Genomic DNA, 16,547 nt, shown 5'->3' with positions numbered 1-16,547 from the left:
GCCGAAAGGACAAGCCATGCCGACCCGCCGCACCCTCCTGGCCTCGGCCGCAGCCTTTGCGGCCCTGCCAGCCCTGGCGCAGCAGCGCGACAACCCCATGCCCGAGGACATGCGCCGCGCGCTGGAGCGCGAGCCGACCGCCCCGGTCCTGGGCAACCCCCAGGGCAACATCACGCTGACCGAATTCTTTGATTACAACTGCCCGCATTGCAAGACGATGCTGCCGCTGATGTCCGAGCTGGTCCGGTCGGACCCGCAGCTGCGCGTCGTCTATCGCGAATGGCCGGTCTTTGGTCCGGGGTCGGAATTCGCGGCCCGCGCGTCGCTGGCCACGCTGCCGATGGGGCAATACTGGCGGTTCCACGCGGCGCTGCTGTCCATGCGCAGCCGCGCCGAGCCCGCGACCGTCATGCGCGTCGCCCGCGACCTGGGCCTGGACGAGGCCGATCTGCGCCGCCGCATGGACGCCCCCGAGATCGAGCGCCACATCACCATGAGCCACCTGCTGGCCGATCACATGGGGCTGATGGGCACGCCGACCTTCATCTGCGGGGACGAGGCGACCTTTGGCGCAATGACCCTGGAGGAGCTGCGCGCGCTGGTCGCGCGGGGCCGTCAGACGATGGGGGTCTGAGGGTCGCCCTCGCGCAGGCCCCAGGCCGCGTCCTGCATCTCGCGCAGGCGGGAGGCGGTGCGTTCGAACTCAAAGCTGCCCTCGCCTTCGTTGTACAGCTGTTCGGGCTGGTCGGCGCCGCTGGCGATCAGCCGGACCCGCGCCTCATAAAGCGCGTCGATCAGCGTCACGAACCGCTTGGCCTCGTTGTAGTTCGAGGCCGACAGGCGCGGCACCCCGTCGATCAGCAGCACATCGACCGCCTTGGCCACCGCCAGGTAATCGGCCGGGCCAAGCGGGCGCCCGCACAGGTCCCAGAACCCCGACCGCGCCACGCGCCCGACATGGGCGGGCAGGGTGACCGCGCGCCCCTGCACCTGCAGCGTCAGGGGCGTGGGCGTGGCGCCCCCGGTCAGATCGTCCCAGGCCGCGTCCAGCGCCGCGCGGGCCTGGGCATCGGCGGGCGCGAACCAGACCGGCCCGCCCTGGCGATTCTGGCGATAGTCGGTCTGGCTGTCCAGGCAGGTGACCTCCATCCGCTCGCGGATCAGCGTGATGAAGGGCAGGAACAGCTGCCGGTTCAGGCCATGCTTGTACAGGTCCTCAGGCACGCGGTTCGAGGTCGTGACCACCGTCACCCCCTGGTCGAACAGCACCTGGAACAACCGCCCCACGATCATCGCATCGGCGATGTCGGTGATCTGCATCTCGTCAAAGCACAAAAGGCGGGTCTGCGCGGCCACGGCCTCGGCCACGGGGCGGACGGTGTCCTGTTCGCCCCGGCCCCGGGCGGCGTGCAGACCGGCCTGGATCTCCTGCATGAATTCGTGGAAATGCACACGGCGGCAGGGGATGTCGCCCGCCGCATCGGCCATCAGGTCCATCAGCATGGATTTCCCGCGCCCCACGCCGCCCCACAGATACAGGCCCTTGACCACCGGCGCGGGGTCAGGGCTGCCCACGCCCAGAAACGCCCGCCAAGCCGATTTGCGCGGCGCGGGGGCGGCGGCCATCTGGTCCAGCACGCGGTCCATCTGCGGCAGGATCGCCTGCTGCGCGGGGTCCGCCCGCAGCGCGCCCGACGCGACGCGCTGGTGATAGAGATCGGTGACCCGGCCCATGGCATGCCCCTTTTCGCGTGACCGCCGCACCCCTGCCACAGCGCCCCCCGCCGCCGCAAGGGGGCTGCGCCCTTGACCGGCCCCGCGCGCCCGTGCCACCCCCTGAGGCGTCCCCCAGCACCCCGAGGTTGCGATGTCCGACCCCTCCGTCCTTTATGTCATGGCCGCCGAACCCGAATACGGCCCCGCGCTGCGCGCCCGCATCACGCCGCTGATCACCGGCATCGGCCCGATCGAAGCCGCCGTGCAGCTGACCGCCGCGCTGGCCGCGATGGCCGAGCGCCCCCGCCTGATCGTGTCGCTGGGATCGGCCGGGTCGGCGCGGCTGGCCCAGACCCAGGTCTATCAGGTGGGCGCCGTCGCCTGGCGCGACATGGATGCCAGCGCGCTGGGGTTCGCGCGCGGCTGCACGCCGCTGCTGGATCTGCCGCGGGTGGTCCCGCTGCCGCACCGCATTCCCGGCCTGCCGGTGGCCAGCCTGTCGACCGGCGCCAACATCGTCAGCGGCCCCGCCTATGCCGCGATCCAGGAGGAGATGGTCGACATGGAGACATTCGCCCATCTGCGCGCGGCGCAGCATTTCGGCATTCCCCTGATCGGCCTGCGGGGCATTTCCGATGGCGCGGAGGAGTTGCGCGGCCTGTCCGACTGGACGCAATACCTGGAGGTGATCGACGACAGGCTGGCCCAGGCCGTCGACCTGCTGCAGGACGCGCTGGCCGGGGGCACGCTGCGGCTGTGACAGGGCGCGCGCTTGTCCTTGGGGCGGCGGACCCCTAAACCGGGGCGGCAACACAAAGTGGCAGGACCTATGGCACGCGGCGCAAGCAATCTGGAAGACCGGCCCACCAGCCGACGGGTGGGGGCGCTGGGCGCGCTGTGGCCCTTTGTGCGGCCCTATCGCGTGCAGATGCTGCTGGCGCTGGTGGCGCTGGTGGTGACATCGGCGATCAGCCTGATCCTGCCGCTGGCCGCGCGCCGCGTGGTCGACAACTTCGACGATGGCGCAGGGCTGTTGGACCAGTATTTCGGCGCCGCGCTGCTGATCGTGGCGGCACTGGCTTTGGGCACGGCGGCGCGGTATTTCTTTGTCACGCGGCTGGGCGAGCGGGTCGTGGCCGATATCCGCAAGGCGGTCTATGCCCGCGTCATCACCCTGTCGCCCGCCTTCTTCGAACGGGTGATGACGGGGGAAATCCTGTCGCGCATCACCACCGACACCACGCTGATCCAGTCGGTCGTCGGATCGTCGCTGTCCATCGCGCTGCGCAACATGCTGATCCTGGCGGGGGGGCTGGCCATGCTGGCCTGGACCTCGCTCAAGCTGATGGGGCTGGTGCTGCTGATCGTGCCGGCCATCCTGATCCCGATCATCGTGCTGGGCCGCCGTCTGCGCAGCCTGTCGCGCCAGAACCAGGACTGGATCGCGGCGTCGTCCGGCACCGCCTCCGAAACCCTTCTGGCCGCCCAGACCATCCAGGCCTATACCGCCGAGGCGCGCAGCATGGCGCGGTTCGACGAGGTGACCGAACAATCCTATCGCGTGGCCCGCACGCGCATCGGCACCCGGGCGGTGATGACCGCCATCGTGATCTTCCTGATCTTCGGCGGGGTGATCGGGGTTCTGTGGGTGGGCGCGCGCGACGTGCAGAACGGGGTGATGACGGCGGGGCAGCTGGTCCAGTTCGTGATCTATGCCATCCTGGTCGCCAGCGCCGCCGGCGCCCTCTCCGAGATCTGGGGAGAGCTGCAGCGCGCGGCAGGCGCCACCGAACGCCTGGCCGAGCTGCTGTCGGCCCAGGACACGTTGACCGACCCTTCGATGCCCGTGCCCCTGCCGGCGCCGCTGCGCGGTCAGATCGGGTTTCACGGGGTGGGGTTCAATTTCCCGTCGCGCCCCGATGTCCCGGCCCTGCACGGCTTCGACCTGACCATCCGGCCGGGCGAGACCGTGGCGCTGGTCGGCCCGTCAGGCGCGGGCAAGACCACCGTGATCCAGCTGATCCAGCGGTTCTGGGACCCGCAATCGGGGCAGGTCACGCTGGACGGGATCGACCTGCGCGATCTGGCGCGGGTCGATCTGCGCAGCCGCATCGCCCTGGTGCCGCAGGACCCGGTGATTTTTGCGGCGTCGGCGGCGGAAAACATCCGCCTGGGGCGGCCCGACGCCTCTGACGCGCAGGTGCAGGCGGCGGCGCGCGCGGCCCATGCGCATGACTTTATCGCGGCGCTGCCGCAGGGCTATGACACGGCCCTGGGCGAACGCGGCGTGATGCTGTCGGGCGGTCAGCGCCAGCGCGTGGCCATCGCCCGCGCGATCCTGCGCGACGCGCCGATCCTGCTGCTGGACGAGGCGACAAGCGCGCTGGACGCGGAATCGGAATCGCTGGTCCAGGCCGCGGTCAGCCGCCTGGCCGAGGGACGCACCACCGTCGTCGTGGCCCACCGCCTGGCGACCGTGAAAAAGGCCGACCGCATCATCGTGCTGGACCAGGGCCGCATCGTCGCCACCGGCAGCCACGATCAGCTGGTCGCGCAGGGCGGGCTCTATGCGCGGCTGGCGCGGATGCAGTTCACCGACGGTCCGGGCCAGATCGCTGCCAGCGCCTAACGCGGCGCGGCCAGCACCAGCGCCCAATAGGGCTGTCCGTTCGTGCCAACCGCCTGACCGATGCCGATATGCCGGACCCGGCGGTGCAGCAGGTTGGCGCGATGCCCCTGCGACCCGGCCCATGCGGCCAGCGCGCTGCTGGCATCGGCCTGGCCCGCGGCGATGTTCTCGGCCGCCAGGGCCGTCGGATAGCCCGCCGCGCGGGTCCGCGCGGACAGGCCGCCGCCGCCCTCATGGCTCAGCCGGCCACGGCGGGCCATGTCGCAGGCCTGCCGCGCCGCCGCCTGCGTCAGGGCCGGATCGGCCCCCACCGCCGCCAGCCCGGCCTGCGCCCGCATCCGGGTGATCGCTACGGTCATCGCCTGGCTGTCCGCGATCGAGGGCTCAGTTCAGCGCGGCGCCCCCCAGGCCACGGGCTTGGTCAGCATCATCGCGCCAAGCGCCGCGAGGCAGGACCGTGTCGGCGTCACGAGAGGCACACTTTAGAAATAGTTTGTGCAAGGTGATCACAGAGTCTGTCCTGCGGCATCCTCGGTTGGTCAGCGCGGGGCGGCATAGACCGCCGCCCAGTAGACGGTCCGCCCATCCTCGGCCAGAGCCTGTCCCACACCGAAGTCGCGCACCTGCGGCAGCAGGATGTTGTCCAAATGACCCGGCGATGTCGACCACTCCGAAAGTACGCGGGTCAGCGAGAACGGCCCTGCCGCGATGTTTTCGGCCGCGATGCTGGGCTGATAACCGGACTGTTTCAGCCGCATGGAGGGGCCGGTCGTGGTGCTGCCCAGATGGGTCATGCGCCCGCGCAGCGCCATGTCGCAGGCATGCTGCGCGGCCACGCGCGCCAGCTGCGGATTGGCCTGGACGGGGGGCAGGCCTGCGCGCGCCCGGGCGTGGTTGGTCACCTGCGCGCCTGCCGCGTTATGGGCGGTGGCGGTCGCCACGCAGGTAGCCTGGCCGGGCTGGCCGACTTGAACGGCATGAGGATCCTTGGCCGTCGGGGGCGCCGGTTGGGGCGCACAGCCCGTTACGAAAGCAGCGACCACCGCCATGCACCCAGCCGATCGAAGAATTATGAGACGCATCCGGACCCCTTATTCTGCGAGAATCGCGTATCAGGATTTATACCCGACGGTCGTTAACAAAAGGTTTCGACCGACCGCGTCCTCGGGACGCGCTTTCGGCGGAACCGCGCCGGGGCGGCGGTTGTTCGGCAGGCAGGACATCACAAGGACGATCACATCATGGCCATCTGGGATTTCGTGAAGGATGCGGGCAAGTCGGTTTTCGGCAAGGCCGAGGCCGCGGCCCCTGCCACCCCCGCGGCGCCTGCCCCCGCTGAGGCCCCCGCCCAGGACGACACGCAGCGCAAGGTCGCTGCCCTCAAGGCCGAGCTGCGCGCGCTGAACCTGGACGGGGATGACGTGCATCTGCGCCTGCGCGGCGACACGGTGATCGTGGAATCCAAAGGCGCGGACCGCGAGGTTCTGGAAAAGCTGATCCTGGCCCTGGGCAATATCGAGGGCATCGCCAAGGTCGAGGCCGACCTGCCCGCGGGCGCCCCCGAACCCGTGTTCCACACGGTCAAGAAGGGCCAGACCCTGTCCGCCATCGCCAAGGAGCATCTGGGCGACGCGAACAAGTATGCCGCCATCTTCGAGGCCAACCGCCCCATGCTGAGCGACCCCGACAAGATCTATCCCGGTCAGGTTCTGCGCATCCCGTCCTGACCCGTGACGCCGCGTCCTGCCCTTGGGTGACGCGGCGTTTTCACGCAGGCGTGCCGGGTCGGGCCTTGCCCCCTTTGCCCATATCGGACCATCCTGTCCGGCAGGGAGGGGCTGCATCTGCGGCCCGGTAAGCAGGGGGACCAGATGGGCAAGTTCGGCAGCTATGAGGATCGCGACCGGGTCGAGAGCGAATGCGGCTATGATGCGCGCGACCTGCCGGTGACGATCTATGATTTCGTGGCGCGCACGGCACAACGCTTTCCGCAGCGGCCCGCGATCTCGTTCCAGCTGTTGTCGGGGGCCAAGGATCCGTCAGTCACGCTGACCTGGGCCGAGCTGCTGGAGCGGGTGACCGAGACCGCGAACCTGTTCCGCAGCCTGGGCGTGGGTCCGACCGACACGGTTGCCTATCTACTGCCCAACAGCATCGAGACGCCGGTCGTCCTGCTGGCGGGCGCGACCGCGGGCATCGTGAACCCGATCAACCCGCTGCTGGACGCGACCCAGATCGCCGGCATCCTGCGCGAGACGAATGCCAAGGTGCTGGTGACGCTGAAGGCGTTCCCCAAGACCGACGTGGCCCAGAAGGCCGCCGAGGCCGTGGCCCAGGCCCCGGGCGTCACCCATGTGATCGAGATCGACCTGAACCGCCATCTGCGCGGCATCAAGCGTTACATCGTGCCGCTGATCCGCCCCAAGGTGAAGGTGACCCACAAGGCCAAGGTCCTGAACTTCGAGGCCGCGACCAGCGCCCGCAAGCACACCGCGCTGGATTTCGACGACCCCAAGCAGGATCGCGTCGCCGCCTATTTCCATACCGGAGGCACCACCGGCACGCCCAAGGTCGCGCAGCACAAATACAGCGGCATGATCTATAACGGCTGGCTTGGGGGGACGCTGCTCTTCGACGAGACCGACGTGCTGATGTGCCCGCTGCCGATGTTCCACGTCTTTGCGGCCTATCCGGTGCTGATGTCGTGCATCGCGTCGGGGGCGCATGTGGTGATGCCCACGCCCGCCGGATACCGGGGCGACGGGGTGTTCGACAATTTCTGGTCGCTGATCGAACGCTGGCAGGCGACGTTCCTGATCACCGTGCCGACCGCCATCGCGGCGCTGATGCAGCGTCCGGTCAACGCCGATGTCAGCAGCCTGAAGACCGCGATCTCTGGCTCGGCGCCGCTGCCGATCGAGCTGTACAACCGCTTCAAGGCCGCGACCGGGGTCGAGATCGCCGAAGGCTACGGTCTGACCGAGGCGACCTGCCTGGTCAGCTGCAACCCCGTGAACGGTCTGAAGAAGGTCGGATCGGTGGGCATTCCGCTGCCCTATACGCATGTGCGCATCCTGAACCATGACGATGCGGGGCGGGTGCATGAATGCCCGGTCGACGTCGTCGGAGAGATCTGCGTGGCGAACCCCGGCGTTTTCCCCGGCTCGACCTATACCGAGGCGGACAAGAACCATAAGCTGTTCGCCGATGACCGCTATCTGCGCACGGGCGATCTGGGCCGGATCGACGCCGACGGCTATCTGTGGATCACCGGGCGCGCCAAGGACCTGATCATCCGCGGCGGTCACAACATCGACCCCGCCGAGATCGAGGAGGGGCTGCTGTCCCACCCGGCGGTCTCCTTTGTCGGCGCGATCGGCCAGCCAGACGCCTTCGCAGGCGAATTGCCCTGCGCCTATGTGGAGCTGGTGGCGGGCGCGGATGTGTCGGTCAAGGAACTGGCCGAGCATGCCAAGACGCATATCCACGAACGCGCCGCCATCCCCAAGCATATCCAGATTCTGCCGGAACTGCCCAAGACCGCCGTTGGAAAGATCTTCAAGCCCGACCTGCGCAAGCTGGCGATCACCCGCGTCTATGACGAGGCGCTGGACGGCACCGGCGCCCGCGTCGCCGATGTGCGCGAGGACAAGAAGCGCGGCCTGGTCGCCCATCTGGCCCGCGAGGGGCGCGTGGACGAGGATCAGGTCCGCACCCGTCTGGGTCAGTTCACCACGCCCTGGGACTGGGCGTAAGGCGGGCGGGGCGTCTCAGGCGCCCCGGTCCTGTTCGTCCTTGGCCCAGAGGTAGCCGATGAAGGCGCCCTTGATCAGGCGCAGCAGGATCAGGGTCAGGGCCGTCATCACGAAACCCGTGATGGCCAGCAGCATCAGCGGTTCGGGGCGCCAGATGCCCCAGACCAGCCCCAATAGCGGGATCAGAACCAGCAGCATGATCGTCATGGTGAAGAAGGCCGGCCCGTCCGCCGCCGGATAGCGGCCCAAGGGCGCGTCGCAATGCGCGCAGACCGGGTTCAGCGTCAGATAGCCCTGCATCAACTGGCCCTCTCCGCAGGCGGGGCAGCGGTTGGCCAGACCGCGCATGATGGCGGTGCGGCTGTCTCGGGGTTGGGTCATCGGGCCTCGCAGGGGGTTGGGCGGGGGCGTATCCCGCCGGGGATGGGGCGCGTCAGCCGTTGTCGCGCAGGATGCGACCGGCCAGATACAGCGATCCGCAGATCAGGATGCGCGCGCCCGGCTCGGACGCGGCGATGGTGGCGACCGCCTGAGCGGCATCCGCGGCGATGCGCGTGGCGATGCCCACCGATTGCGCCGCCTGCGCGGTGTCGGTGGCGGGCAGGGTGTTCGGCTCTCCGGGGATGTCGATGGCGGTCAGGCTGGCGGCATGGGAGGCCAGCGGGCGCAGATAGCCCGCGATGTCCTTGGTGTTCAGCATTCCGCAGACCAGATGCGTGGGCCGCGCGGGCATGGTGTCCAGCGTCGCGGCCAAGGCCAGCCCACCCGCCGGGTTGTGGCCCCCGTCCAGCCACAGCTCTGCCCCCTGGGCCAGATCGACCAGCGGGCCGTGGCGCAGGCGCTGCATCCGGGCGGGCCATTCGGCGCGGGTGACGGCGGCGTGGGCCTGGGCGTCGGTCGCGCCAAGCGCGCGCAGGGCGGCCAGCGCGGTGCCCGCGTTCTGGATCTGATGCGGGCCGATCAGATTGGGGCGCGGCAGGTCCCACAGGCCGTGATCGTCCTGAAAGATCATGCCGTCGCGTTCCGCCTGGACCATCCAGTGCTGGCCATGCGCGATGATGGGCGCCGACAGGCCCATGGCGCGCGCCTCGATCACCTGCAGGGCGTCGTCCTGTTGGGGGCCGATGATGACGGGGATGCGGGGCTTGATGATGCCGGCCTTTTCGGCGGCGATCAGGGGCAGGGTCTCTCCCAGATACTGGGTGTGGTCGATCGAGACGGGGGTGATGACCGTCAGGCGCGGTGCGTCGATGACGTTCGTCGCATCCAGCCGGCCGCCCAGGCCGACTTCCAGCAGGGTATAGTCCGCGGGGGTGCGGGCGAAGGCCAGGAAGGCGGCGGCGGTCGTGATCTCGAAGAAGGTGATGGGCTGGCCGTCATTGGCGGCCTCGACCTGGGCCAGGAGGTCGGCCAGGGCGTCGTCGGCGATCAGGCTGCCGGCCAGGCGGATGCGTTCGCGGAACTGCGCCAGATGCGGCGAGGTATAGGCGTGGACGCGCGCACCCCCGGCCTCCAGCCCCGCGCGGATCATGGCCTGGGTGCTGCCCTTGCCGTTGGTTCCGGCGATGTGGATCACCGGGGGGATGGCGCGTTCGGGATGACCCAGGGCCGCCAGCAGGCGGTGCATGCGGTCCAGCGACAGGTCGATGACCTTGGGGTGCAGCGCCATGAGGCGGGCCAGGATCGCATCGGATGTGGTCATGTCACGCCATCTCCGGGGGCCAGCCCCCGGACCCCCGGGATATTTGGATGAAGAAGAAGCCTATTCCGCCGGGGCCGGGATGGTCTCGGGGGAGGGCAGGTCGGCGCGGGTGGGGGCGGGCAGGCCGCCCAGCATCCGCAGGATCGAGATCAGCTCGTCGCGCAGGCGGCCGCGATGGGTCACCCGGTCCAGCATGCCGTGTTCCAGCAGGTATTCGGCGCGCTGGAACCCTTCGGGCAGTTTTTCGCGGATGGTCTGTTCGATGACGCGCGGCCCCGCGAAGCAGATCAGCGCATTGGGTTCGGCGATCTGGATGTCGCCCAGCATCGCATAGCTGGCGGTGACGCCGCCCGTGGTTGGGTGGGTCAGCACGACGATGTAGGGGACGCCCGCCTCCTTGAGCATCTGGACCGCGACCGTGGTGCGGGGCATCTGCATCAGGGACAGGATCCCCTCCTGCATGCGGGCGCCACCGGCGGCGGAGAAGAGGACCAGCGGCTTTTTCACCTTCACCGCGCGTTCGGCGGCGGCGATGATGGCATTGCCCACATACATGCCCATGGACCCGCCCATGAAGCTGAAGTCCTGGCCCACGGCGATGACCGGGGTGCGGCCGATCTCTCCCTCGGCGACCAGCATGGCCTCTTTCTCGCCGGTGGATTTCTGGGCGGCCTTCATGCGGTCGGGGTATTTCTTCTGGTCGCGGAACTGCAGCGGATCAGTGATCGGCTCGGGGACCTTGACCTCGACGAAGGCGCCGCCGTCGAACAGCGCGCCAAAGCGGTCGCGCGGGGTGATCGCCATGTGGTGATCGCAGTTCGTGCAGACGTTCAGGTTGTCCGACAGCTCGCGATGGAACAGCATCGTCCCGCATTCGGGGCATTTGGTCCACAGGTTCTCGGGGACTTCGCGCCGCGAGAAGAGGGAGTTGATGCGCGGGCGGACGTAGTTCGTGATCCAGTTCATCGCGAATGGCCTTGGCTGTTTCAGGCCTCCAGATAGGCCGCGACGCGGGGAATTGCAATTGCCGGGGGCGCGGCGGATGATGCGCGCCATGTGGGCGACGCTGTTCTTTCTGACGCATACGACCGTGTCGCTGGTGATCATCGCCCGCGTGCTGCTGCGTCCGCGGGTCGAGCCGTCGGTCCGGCTGGTCTGGATCATGGTTATCGAGGCCGTGCCGCTGGTGGGTATCGCCGCCTATCTGCTGTTCGGCGAGATCCGCATGAACCAGGCCGAGGTGCAGCGCATGGCCGACGTGCGCGACCGCCTGACCGGGCTGAAGACCGAGGTGCCCGCCGTGCGCACCCGTCCCGACGACCCGGCGGGTCCGGTCATCGCGGCCAATGCGGCCGTTGGCGGCATGCAGGCGGTGGACGGCAACCACCTGGATCTGCTGGAGGAGGGCGACGGGGCCATCGACCGCCTGGTCGAGGCCATCGACGCGGCCCGCGATCACGTCCATGTGCTGTTCTATATCTGGCTGGCCGATGCCAGCGGCACCAAGATCGCCGATGCCCTGTGCCGGGCCGAGGCGCGCGGCGTGCAATGCCGGGTGATCGTCGACGCCCTGGGCTCGCGCGGGCTGGTGCGGTCGCCGCTGTGGGACCGGATGGCGCAGGCGGGCGTGGAATGCGTCACGGCCTTTCCCTGGGGCCTGCCCTTCATCAGCATCCTGTTCCAGCGGCTGGACCTGCGCAATCACCGCAAGATCCTGGTGATCGACAATGCCGTGGCCTTTACCGGCAGCCGCAACTGCGCGGACATGGCCTTTGCGGTCAAGGCGCGCTTTGGCCCCTGGGTCGACATCCTGATCCGCATCGAAGGGCCCGCGGTGCGCCAGCTGCAGGCGGTCTTTCTGGGCGACTGGATGAGCTATACCGGACGCGATCTGGGGCCGATGCTGCAGCCGGTCGATCCGGTGGCCGATCCGGGCGTCGCCACGCAGGTGGTGGCCACCGGCCCGGACCTGCGCGCGGGCAGCGTGTCGGATTGTCTGTCCGCCATGCTGCATGCGGCGCGCGACCGGGTGGTCATCACCACGCCCTATTACGTCCCCGACGCAGCGCTGGATGCGGCGATCCAGGCGGCGGCGCGGCGCGGCGTGCAGGTCACGATGATCCTGCCTGCCAAGAATGACAGCCTGATCGTGGCGGCGACCAGCCAGGGGTTCTATTACGGGCTGCTGGCCGCGGGGGTGCGGCTGATGCTGTTCCAGGACGGGCTGCTGCATTCCAAGATCCTGACCGTGGACGGGCGCATGGCAATGATCGGCAGCGCGAACCTGGACCGCCGCAGCTTTGAGCTGAACTATGAGGTGAACATGGCGGTGTTCGACCCCGATTTCGTGCGGGTGCTGGATGACCGCCAGGCCAGCTATGCCGACCGCGCCCGGCCCGTCACCCTGGAGGAGGTCCGTGCCTGGAGCGCGTGGCGGCGGCTGCGCAACAATCTGCTGGCGCTGGCCTCTCCGTTGCTGTGATGATGGGGCTGACGGCACCGGAGGCCCCATGACCGAACGCACCCCGCTGGACACCGACGACATCGCCCGCGCGCTGGAGGGCCTGACCGGCTGGTCCCTGACGCAGGAGGGGCGCGCCATTACCCGCCGCTTTGACTTCAAGGGCTTTGCCCGCGCGGTCGAGATGGCGAACCTGGCCGCCTGGCTGGGCAACCGGCACGATCATCACCCCGACATCGCCTTTGGCTGGGGCTATTGTGCGGTGACCTTCACGACCCACGACGCGGGCGGGCTGACCCGGGCTGACATCGACTGTGCGGCGCGGCTGAACGCGCTGGTCGCGTAACCAGTTGCGCGGCGACAGGGTTGTTCCGTGCGGCGTCCCGGTTTATCCATGGCATTGGGTCGTGACAGGTTGGGCGGGATGAAAAATCACAGCTTTAACAGGATCAGCCCCGGAGCAATCCCGTATGGTGGCAGATCAGTCATCCAGCGGATCGACGGGCGCGTGCATGGCGCTGCTTGACCACGGGTGGCTGTCGCGCCGACTGCGCGCGCGGGTCACCGCCCAATGGCAGCGGTTACTGAGTGCGGCGCTGCGCGGCAGAAACCCGGTCCCTGCGAACCTGCGCAAAGAGGCGCGCGCGCTGCAGCAGATCCTGTCGCGGTTTCTGCAGGCCGCCGATGCCAATGACGTCGAGGCCCGCGACTCCCTGTCGCGGATCGAGCTGCCTGCCGGCACCGACTGGCGCTGGCGTCCGCAGGTGCTGCACGCGCGCCATCCCGACGCCGCGCTGATCGCGCCCCCCGACGGCAAGTGGCTGTCCGAGGAGATCGCGCTGTTCCACGACTGCCCCGAGCGCGCGCTGATCCTGCGCCAGCTGCGCAACCGCCGCGCCACCGACCTGTCGGAATACGGGCTGGCGCTGGAGGTCATGGGCTTTGCCGGCAGCTTCCTGTCATTCTCGCTGACGCTGCCGCCCGATGCGCTGGCCGATCTGGGCGGGCATCACATCGTCCGGCTGGACGCGACGCTGCAGGCCGAACGCCCCATCACCGTCTACGCCCGGCTGAACGTCCAGCAGGGTCCCAACACAGAAAACCTGTTGCGCAAGATGGGCGACCCGATTCAGGGCCGCCATTGCGACCGCACCGTCGAATTCGACCTGGGCTATTCCCAGCTGTCGTCCCGGACCGTGGACAAGGTCTGGCTGGACCTGATCTTCGAGGCGCCCTTCATGAACGCGGTCGTGTTGCGCGACGTGATCCTGTCGCGCCACCCCCGCGCCCAGATCTGAGGAGACCGCCATGCCGCATTTCGACAATCACGGGCTGAAGGGCGGGACGTGGCGCGGTCGCCTGACCGGCATGGACCATGCCCCCGCCCGCGTCGTGCTGGTCCAGCATGCCGAGGTGCTGGCCCAGGCCCGCCTGACCGCCGATGGCGATGCCGCCTGGCTGGTCGAGGTCGACCTGCCACCCGAGGTTCTGTCGGACGGGTTGCAGACCCTGCTGCTGAAGGCCGATGACGGGCCCGAGGGTCAGGACAGCCGCCCCGAGGGCCACCTGCTGGCGCGTCTGCCGGTGTTGGCGGGGCGCCCGCTGGACGACGACCTGACCACCGAGATCGCGACCCTGCGGGCCGAACTGGAGCTGGTCAAGCGTGAGCTGCGCCGCTTTGCCGTCGAGACGCGCGGGGCCTGATCGCGCGTCACCGGGCTGTCATGGTTCCTTGCGAAAAGCGGGGGGCGTGTCTATATCGCGGCTTCGCGCCGCCCCCCCTCCCGCTGTCCGAAAGAAGGTTTCCCATGACGCTGCAGACGCCGCATTATCTGATCGACATGGCCCGTCTGCGCGCGAACATGGAAAAGGTCGCCCATATGCGCGAGGCGTCGGGGGCCAAGGCGCTGTTGGCGTTGAAATGCTTTGCCACCTGGTCGGTGTTCGACCTGATGCGCGATTACATGGACGGCACCACGTCCTCGTCGCTGTATGAGCTGCGGCTGGGGCGCGAGACCTTCGGCAAGGAGACCCATGCCTATTCCGTGGCCTGGGCCGATCACGAGATCGACGAGGCCGTGTCCTATGCCGACAAGATCATCTTCAACAGCCTGTCGCAGCTGGACCGCTTTGGCGCCAAGGCGGCGGGCATCGCCACCGGCCTGCGGCTGAACCCGCGCTTTTCCACCAGCGGGTTCGATCTGGCCGACCCGGCGCGGCCCTTCTCGCGTCTGGGTGAGGGTCAGGTCGAGCGTCTGGAATCCGCGCTGGATCGCATCAGCGGCGTGATGATCCATTATAATTGCGAGAACGGCGATTTCGACCTGTTCGACCGTCAGCTGACCCGCATCGAGGACGAGTTCGGCGCGATCCTGCACCGGCTGGACTGGGTGTCCCTGGGCGGCGGCATCCATTTCACCGGCGAGGGCTATCCGCTGGACCGCCTGGCCGACCGCCTGAAGGCCTTCCAGGACCGGTTCGGCGTGCAGGCCTATCTGGAGCCCGGAGAGGCCAGCATCACCAACACCACCACGCTGGAGGTCAGCGTCCTGGACATCATCGACACCGGCAAGCCCGTGGCGATCGTGGACAGCTCGACCGAGGCGCATATGCTGGACCTGCTGATCTATCGCCAGGACGCCCGCCTGCCGCAGGAAGGCGACCATCGCTATCAGATCGCGGGCAAGACCTGCCTGGCCGGCGACATCTTCGGAGAGGCGGGCTTTGACCGGCCCCTGCAGATCGGCGACCGGGTCAGCATCCAGGATGCGGCGGGCTATACCATGGTCAAGAAGAACTGGTTCAACGGGGTCGCCATGCCCTCGATCGCGATCCGCGACGAGGACGGGACGATCCGCACCGTCCGCAGCTTCGGCTATGACGAATTCAAAGGCAGCCTGTCGTAAGGGCCACCCATCCTCTGCCACCTGAAGGAGACAGAATTGGCGAAGAAGAACGTGCTCATCATCGGTGCGGGCGGCGTGGCGCAGGTCACCGCCCACAAGGTCGCGCAATGGGCGGCCGAATTTGGCGACCTGCATATCGCGAACCGCACGCAGACCAAGGCCGATGACATCATCGCCAGCCTGCGCGACAAGGGCCATGACATGCCCTGGACCAGCCACGCGCTGGACGCGATGGACGCGGACGCGGTCGAGGCGCTGATCCGCAAGGTCGAGGCGGGCATCGTCATCAACGTGGGCACGGCCTTCATCAACATGACCGTGCTGGAGGGCTGCATCCGCGCGGGCGCCGCCTATATCGACACGGCCATCCACGAGGACCCCTCCAAGGTCTGCGAGACGCCGCCCTGGTATGGCAATTACGAATGGAAGCGCCGCGAGGACGTGGCCAAGGCGGGCATCACCGCGATCTTGGGCGCGGGCTTCGATCCGGGCGTCGTCAACGCCTATGCGCGCCTGGCCGAGGACGAGTATTTCGACACGATCACCAGCATCGACATCGTGGACATCAACGCAGGGTCCCATGGCCGCTGGTTCGCCACGAATTTCGACCCTGAGATCAATTTCCGCGAATTCACCGGCACGGTCTATTCCTGGCAGCAGGGCGTCTGGCAGGAGAACCGCATGTTCGAGGTCGGCCGCGAATGGGACCTGCCCGTGGTGGGCAAGCGCACCGCCTATCTGTCCGGCCACGATGAGGTCCACAGCCTGGCCGCCCGCTATCCGGATGCCGACGTGCGGTTCTGGATGGGCTTTGGCGAGCATTACATCAACGTCTTTACCGTCCTGCAGAAGCTGGGCCTGCTGTCCGAACAGCCGGTGACGCTGGCCGATGGCACCGATGTCGTGCCGCTGAAGGTGGTCAAGGCCGTGCTGCCCGACCCGGCCAGCCTGGCCCCCGATTACGAGGGCAAGACCTGCATCGGCGATCTGGTCCGCGGCACCCGCGACGGCAAGGAGGCAGAGGTCTTCATCTATAACGTCGCCGACCACAAGGAGGCGTTCGAGGAGGTCGGCAGCCAGGGCATCAGCTATACCGCGGGCGTGCCGCCGGTCGCCGCCGCGATCCTGATCGCGCGCGGTCCCTGGGACGCCAGGAAGATGGCCAATGTCGAGGATCTGCCCGCCCGTCCCTTCCTGGAGCTGCTGGGCCAGATGGGCCTGCCGACCCGCGTCATCGATGCCGAGGGCGACCACGCGCTCTGACCCGCGCGCCCTGATCTGCGCACTTGGACGGCGGCCCGGAACATCCGGGCCGCCGTTTGCGTTTGCGCAGCACATGGGCGCCCCATGCGTTGGGGAACGCGGCGCCGTCATCGGG

At 68.5% G+C, this 16,547-nt stretch carries 17 protein-coding genes; 11 read left to right on the top strand and 6 right to left on the bottom strand.

Annotated elements, in window-relative coordinates; translation table 11 throughout:
* The first annotated feature begins 16 nt into the window (after positions 1 to 16).
* A complete protein-coding gene (locus FA740_RS12740) occupies positions 17 to 634 on the top strand; it encodes a DsbA family protein (RefSeq protein WP_136857159.1) in 618 nt (205 codons plus the stop codon).
* Here the strand turns inward: FA740_RS12740 and zapE are convergent.
* Complete coding sequence (gene zapE / locus FA740_RS12735; protein ID WP_136857158.1) at positions 616 to 1,734, bottom strand: cell division protein ZapE; 1,119 nt, start codon at positions 1,732 to 1,734, stop codon at positions 616 to 618. The genes FA740_RS12740 and zapE overlap by 19 nt on opposite strands.
* A 133-nt stretch (positions 1,735 to 1,867) precedes the next feature.
* On the opposite strand from zapE, the gene FA740_RS12730 reads away from it, so the two are divergent.
* Together FA740_RS12730 and FA740_RS12725 are read left to right on the top strand one after the other, a co-directional pair.
* Positions 1,868 to 2,476 (top strand): 5'-methylthioadenosine/S-adenosylhomocysteine nucleosidase, encoded by a 609-nt coding sequence (locus tag FA740_RS12730; protein WP_136857157.1) that lies wholly within the window; start codon positions 1,868 to 1,870, stop codon positions 2,474 to 2,476.
* A 69-nt stretch (positions 2,477 to 2,545) separates the two neighbouring features.
* Positions 2,546 to 4,345: an ABC transporter transmembrane domain-containing protein gene (locus FA740_RS12725; protein ID WP_136857156.1), complete on the top strand. Its 1,800-nt coding sequence runs from the start codon at positions 2,546 to 2,548 to the stop codon at positions 4,343 to 4,345.
* Here the strand turns inward: FA740_RS12725 and FA740_RS12720 are convergent.
* Positions 4,342 to 4,704 (bottom strand): CAP domain-containing protein, encoded by a 363-nt coding sequence (locus tag FA740_RS12720; RefSeq protein ID WP_136857155.1) that lies wholly within the window; start codon positions 4,702 to 4,704, stop codon positions 4,342 to 4,344. The genes FA740_RS12725 and FA740_RS12720 overlap by 4 nt on opposite strands.
* A 180-nt stretch (positions 4,705 to 4,884) precedes the next feature.
* Positions 4,885 to 5,286 carry a CAP domain-containing protein gene (locus FA740_RS12715; RefSeq protein ID WP_246053621.1) on the bottom strand — a complete coding sequence of 134 codons (402 nt, stop codon included), beginning with the start codon at positions 5,284 to 5,286 and terminating at the stop codon, positions 4,885 to 4,887.
* Between the two features lie 300 nt (positions 5,287 to 5,586).
* Here FA740_RS12715 and lysM point away from each other — a divergent pair, with 300 nt between their 5' ends.
* On the top strand, positions 5,587 to 6,072 hold the full coding sequence (gene lysM / locus FA740_RS12710; RefSeq protein WP_136857153.1) for a peptidoglycan-binding protein LysM: 486 nt from the start codon (positions 5,587 to 5,589) through the stop codon (positions 6,070 to 6,072).
* Positions 6,073 to 6,216: 144 nt separating this feature from the next.
* The gene (locus FA740_RS12705) at positions 6,217 to 8,100 is read left to right on the top strand and encodes an acyl-CoA synthetase (RefSeq protein WP_136857152.1); all 1,884 of its coding nucleotides are present in this window, start codon (positions 6,217 to 6,219) and stop codon (positions 8,098 to 8,100) included.
* Positions 8,101 to 8,115: 15 nt separating this feature from the next.
* Here FA740_RS12705 and FA740_RS12700 read toward each other — a convergent pair whose 3' ends face one another.
* From FA740_RS12700 to accD, 3 genes are read right to left on the bottom strand one after another with little or no spacing between them, the layout of a single operon-like run.
* The gene (locus tag FA740_RS12700) at positions 8,116 to 8,481 is read right to left on the bottom strand and encodes a DUF983 domain-containing protein (protein WP_136857151.1); all 366 of its coding nucleotides are present in this window, start codon (positions 8,479 to 8,481) and stop codon (positions 8,116 to 8,118) included.
* 52 nt (positions 8,482 to 8,533) lie between these two features.
* The gene (locus tag FA740_RS12695) at positions 8,534 to 9,802 is read right to left on the bottom strand and encodes a bifunctional folylpolyglutamate synthase/dihydrofolate synthase (RefSeq protein ID WP_136857150.1); all 1,269 of its coding nucleotides are present in this window, start codon (positions 9,800 to 9,802) and stop codon (positions 8,534 to 8,536) included.
* Positions 9,803 to 9,862: 60 nt separating this feature from the next.
* A complete protein-coding gene (accD, locus tag FA740_RS12690; RefSeq protein ID WP_136857149.1) occupies positions 9,863 to 10,768 on the bottom strand; it encodes an acetyl-CoA carboxylase, carboxyltransferase subunit beta in 906 nt (301 codons plus the stop codon).
* A gap of 76 nt (positions 10,769 to 10,844) precedes the next feature.
* Between accD and cls the strand changes: the two genes are divergently transcribed.
* The 6 genes from cls to FA740_RS12660 all read left to right on the top strand — a co-directional run bounded on the left by cls (position 10,845) and on the right by FA740_RS12660 (position 16,432).
* On the top strand, positions 10,845 to 12,284 hold the full coding sequence (cls, locus tag FA740_RS12685; RefSeq protein ID WP_246053619.1) for a cardiolipin synthase: 1,440 nt from the start codon (positions 10,845 to 10,847) through the stop codon (positions 12,282 to 12,284).
* Between the two features lie 28 nt (positions 12,285 to 12,312).
* Entirely contained in the window at positions 12,313 to 12,609 is a 297-nt protein-coding gene (locus tag FA740_RS12680) for a 4a-hydroxytetrahydrobiopterin dehydratase (RefSeq protein ID WP_136857148.1), read from the top strand.
* Between the two features lie 166 nt (positions 12,610 to 12,775).
* Complete coding sequence (locus FA740_RS12675; protein ID WP_136857147.1) at positions 12,776 to 13,561, top strand: DUF6478 family protein; 786 nt, start codon at positions 12,776 to 12,778, stop codon at positions 13,559 to 13,561.
* A gap of 10 nt (positions 13,562 to 13,571) precedes the next feature.
* Positions 13,572 to 13,967, top strand: coding sequence for a hypothetical protein (locus FA740_RS12670; protein ID WP_136857146.1), 396 nt, complete (start codon positions 13,572 to 13,574; stop codon positions 13,965 to 13,967).
* Between the two features lie 104 nt (positions 13,968 to 14,071).
* Complete coding sequence (nspC, locus tag FA740_RS12665) at positions 14,072 to 15,169, top strand: carboxynorspermidine decarboxylase (RefSeq protein ID WP_136857145.1); 1,098 nt, start codon at positions 14,072 to 14,074, stop codon at positions 15,167 to 15,169.
* Between the two features lie 36 nt (positions 15,170 to 15,205).
* Positions 15,206 to 16,432 (top strand): saccharopine dehydrogenase family protein, encoded by a 1,227-nt coding sequence (locus tag FA740_RS12660; protein ID WP_136857144.1) that lies wholly within the window; start codon positions 15,206 to 15,208, stop codon positions 16,430 to 16,432.
* Positions 16,433 to 16,547: the final 115 nt, after the last annotated feature.

Origin of the sequence: Paracoccus hibiscisoli, assembly GCF_005048265.1 — a bacterium.
Lineage (GTDB): Bacteria > Pseudomonadota > Alphaproteobacteria > Rhodobacterales > Rhodobacteraceae > Paracoccus > Paracoccus hibiscisoli.
Note: the sequence above shows the minus strand (reverse complement) of the source record. Positions and strands in the feature narration are given on the sequence as shown.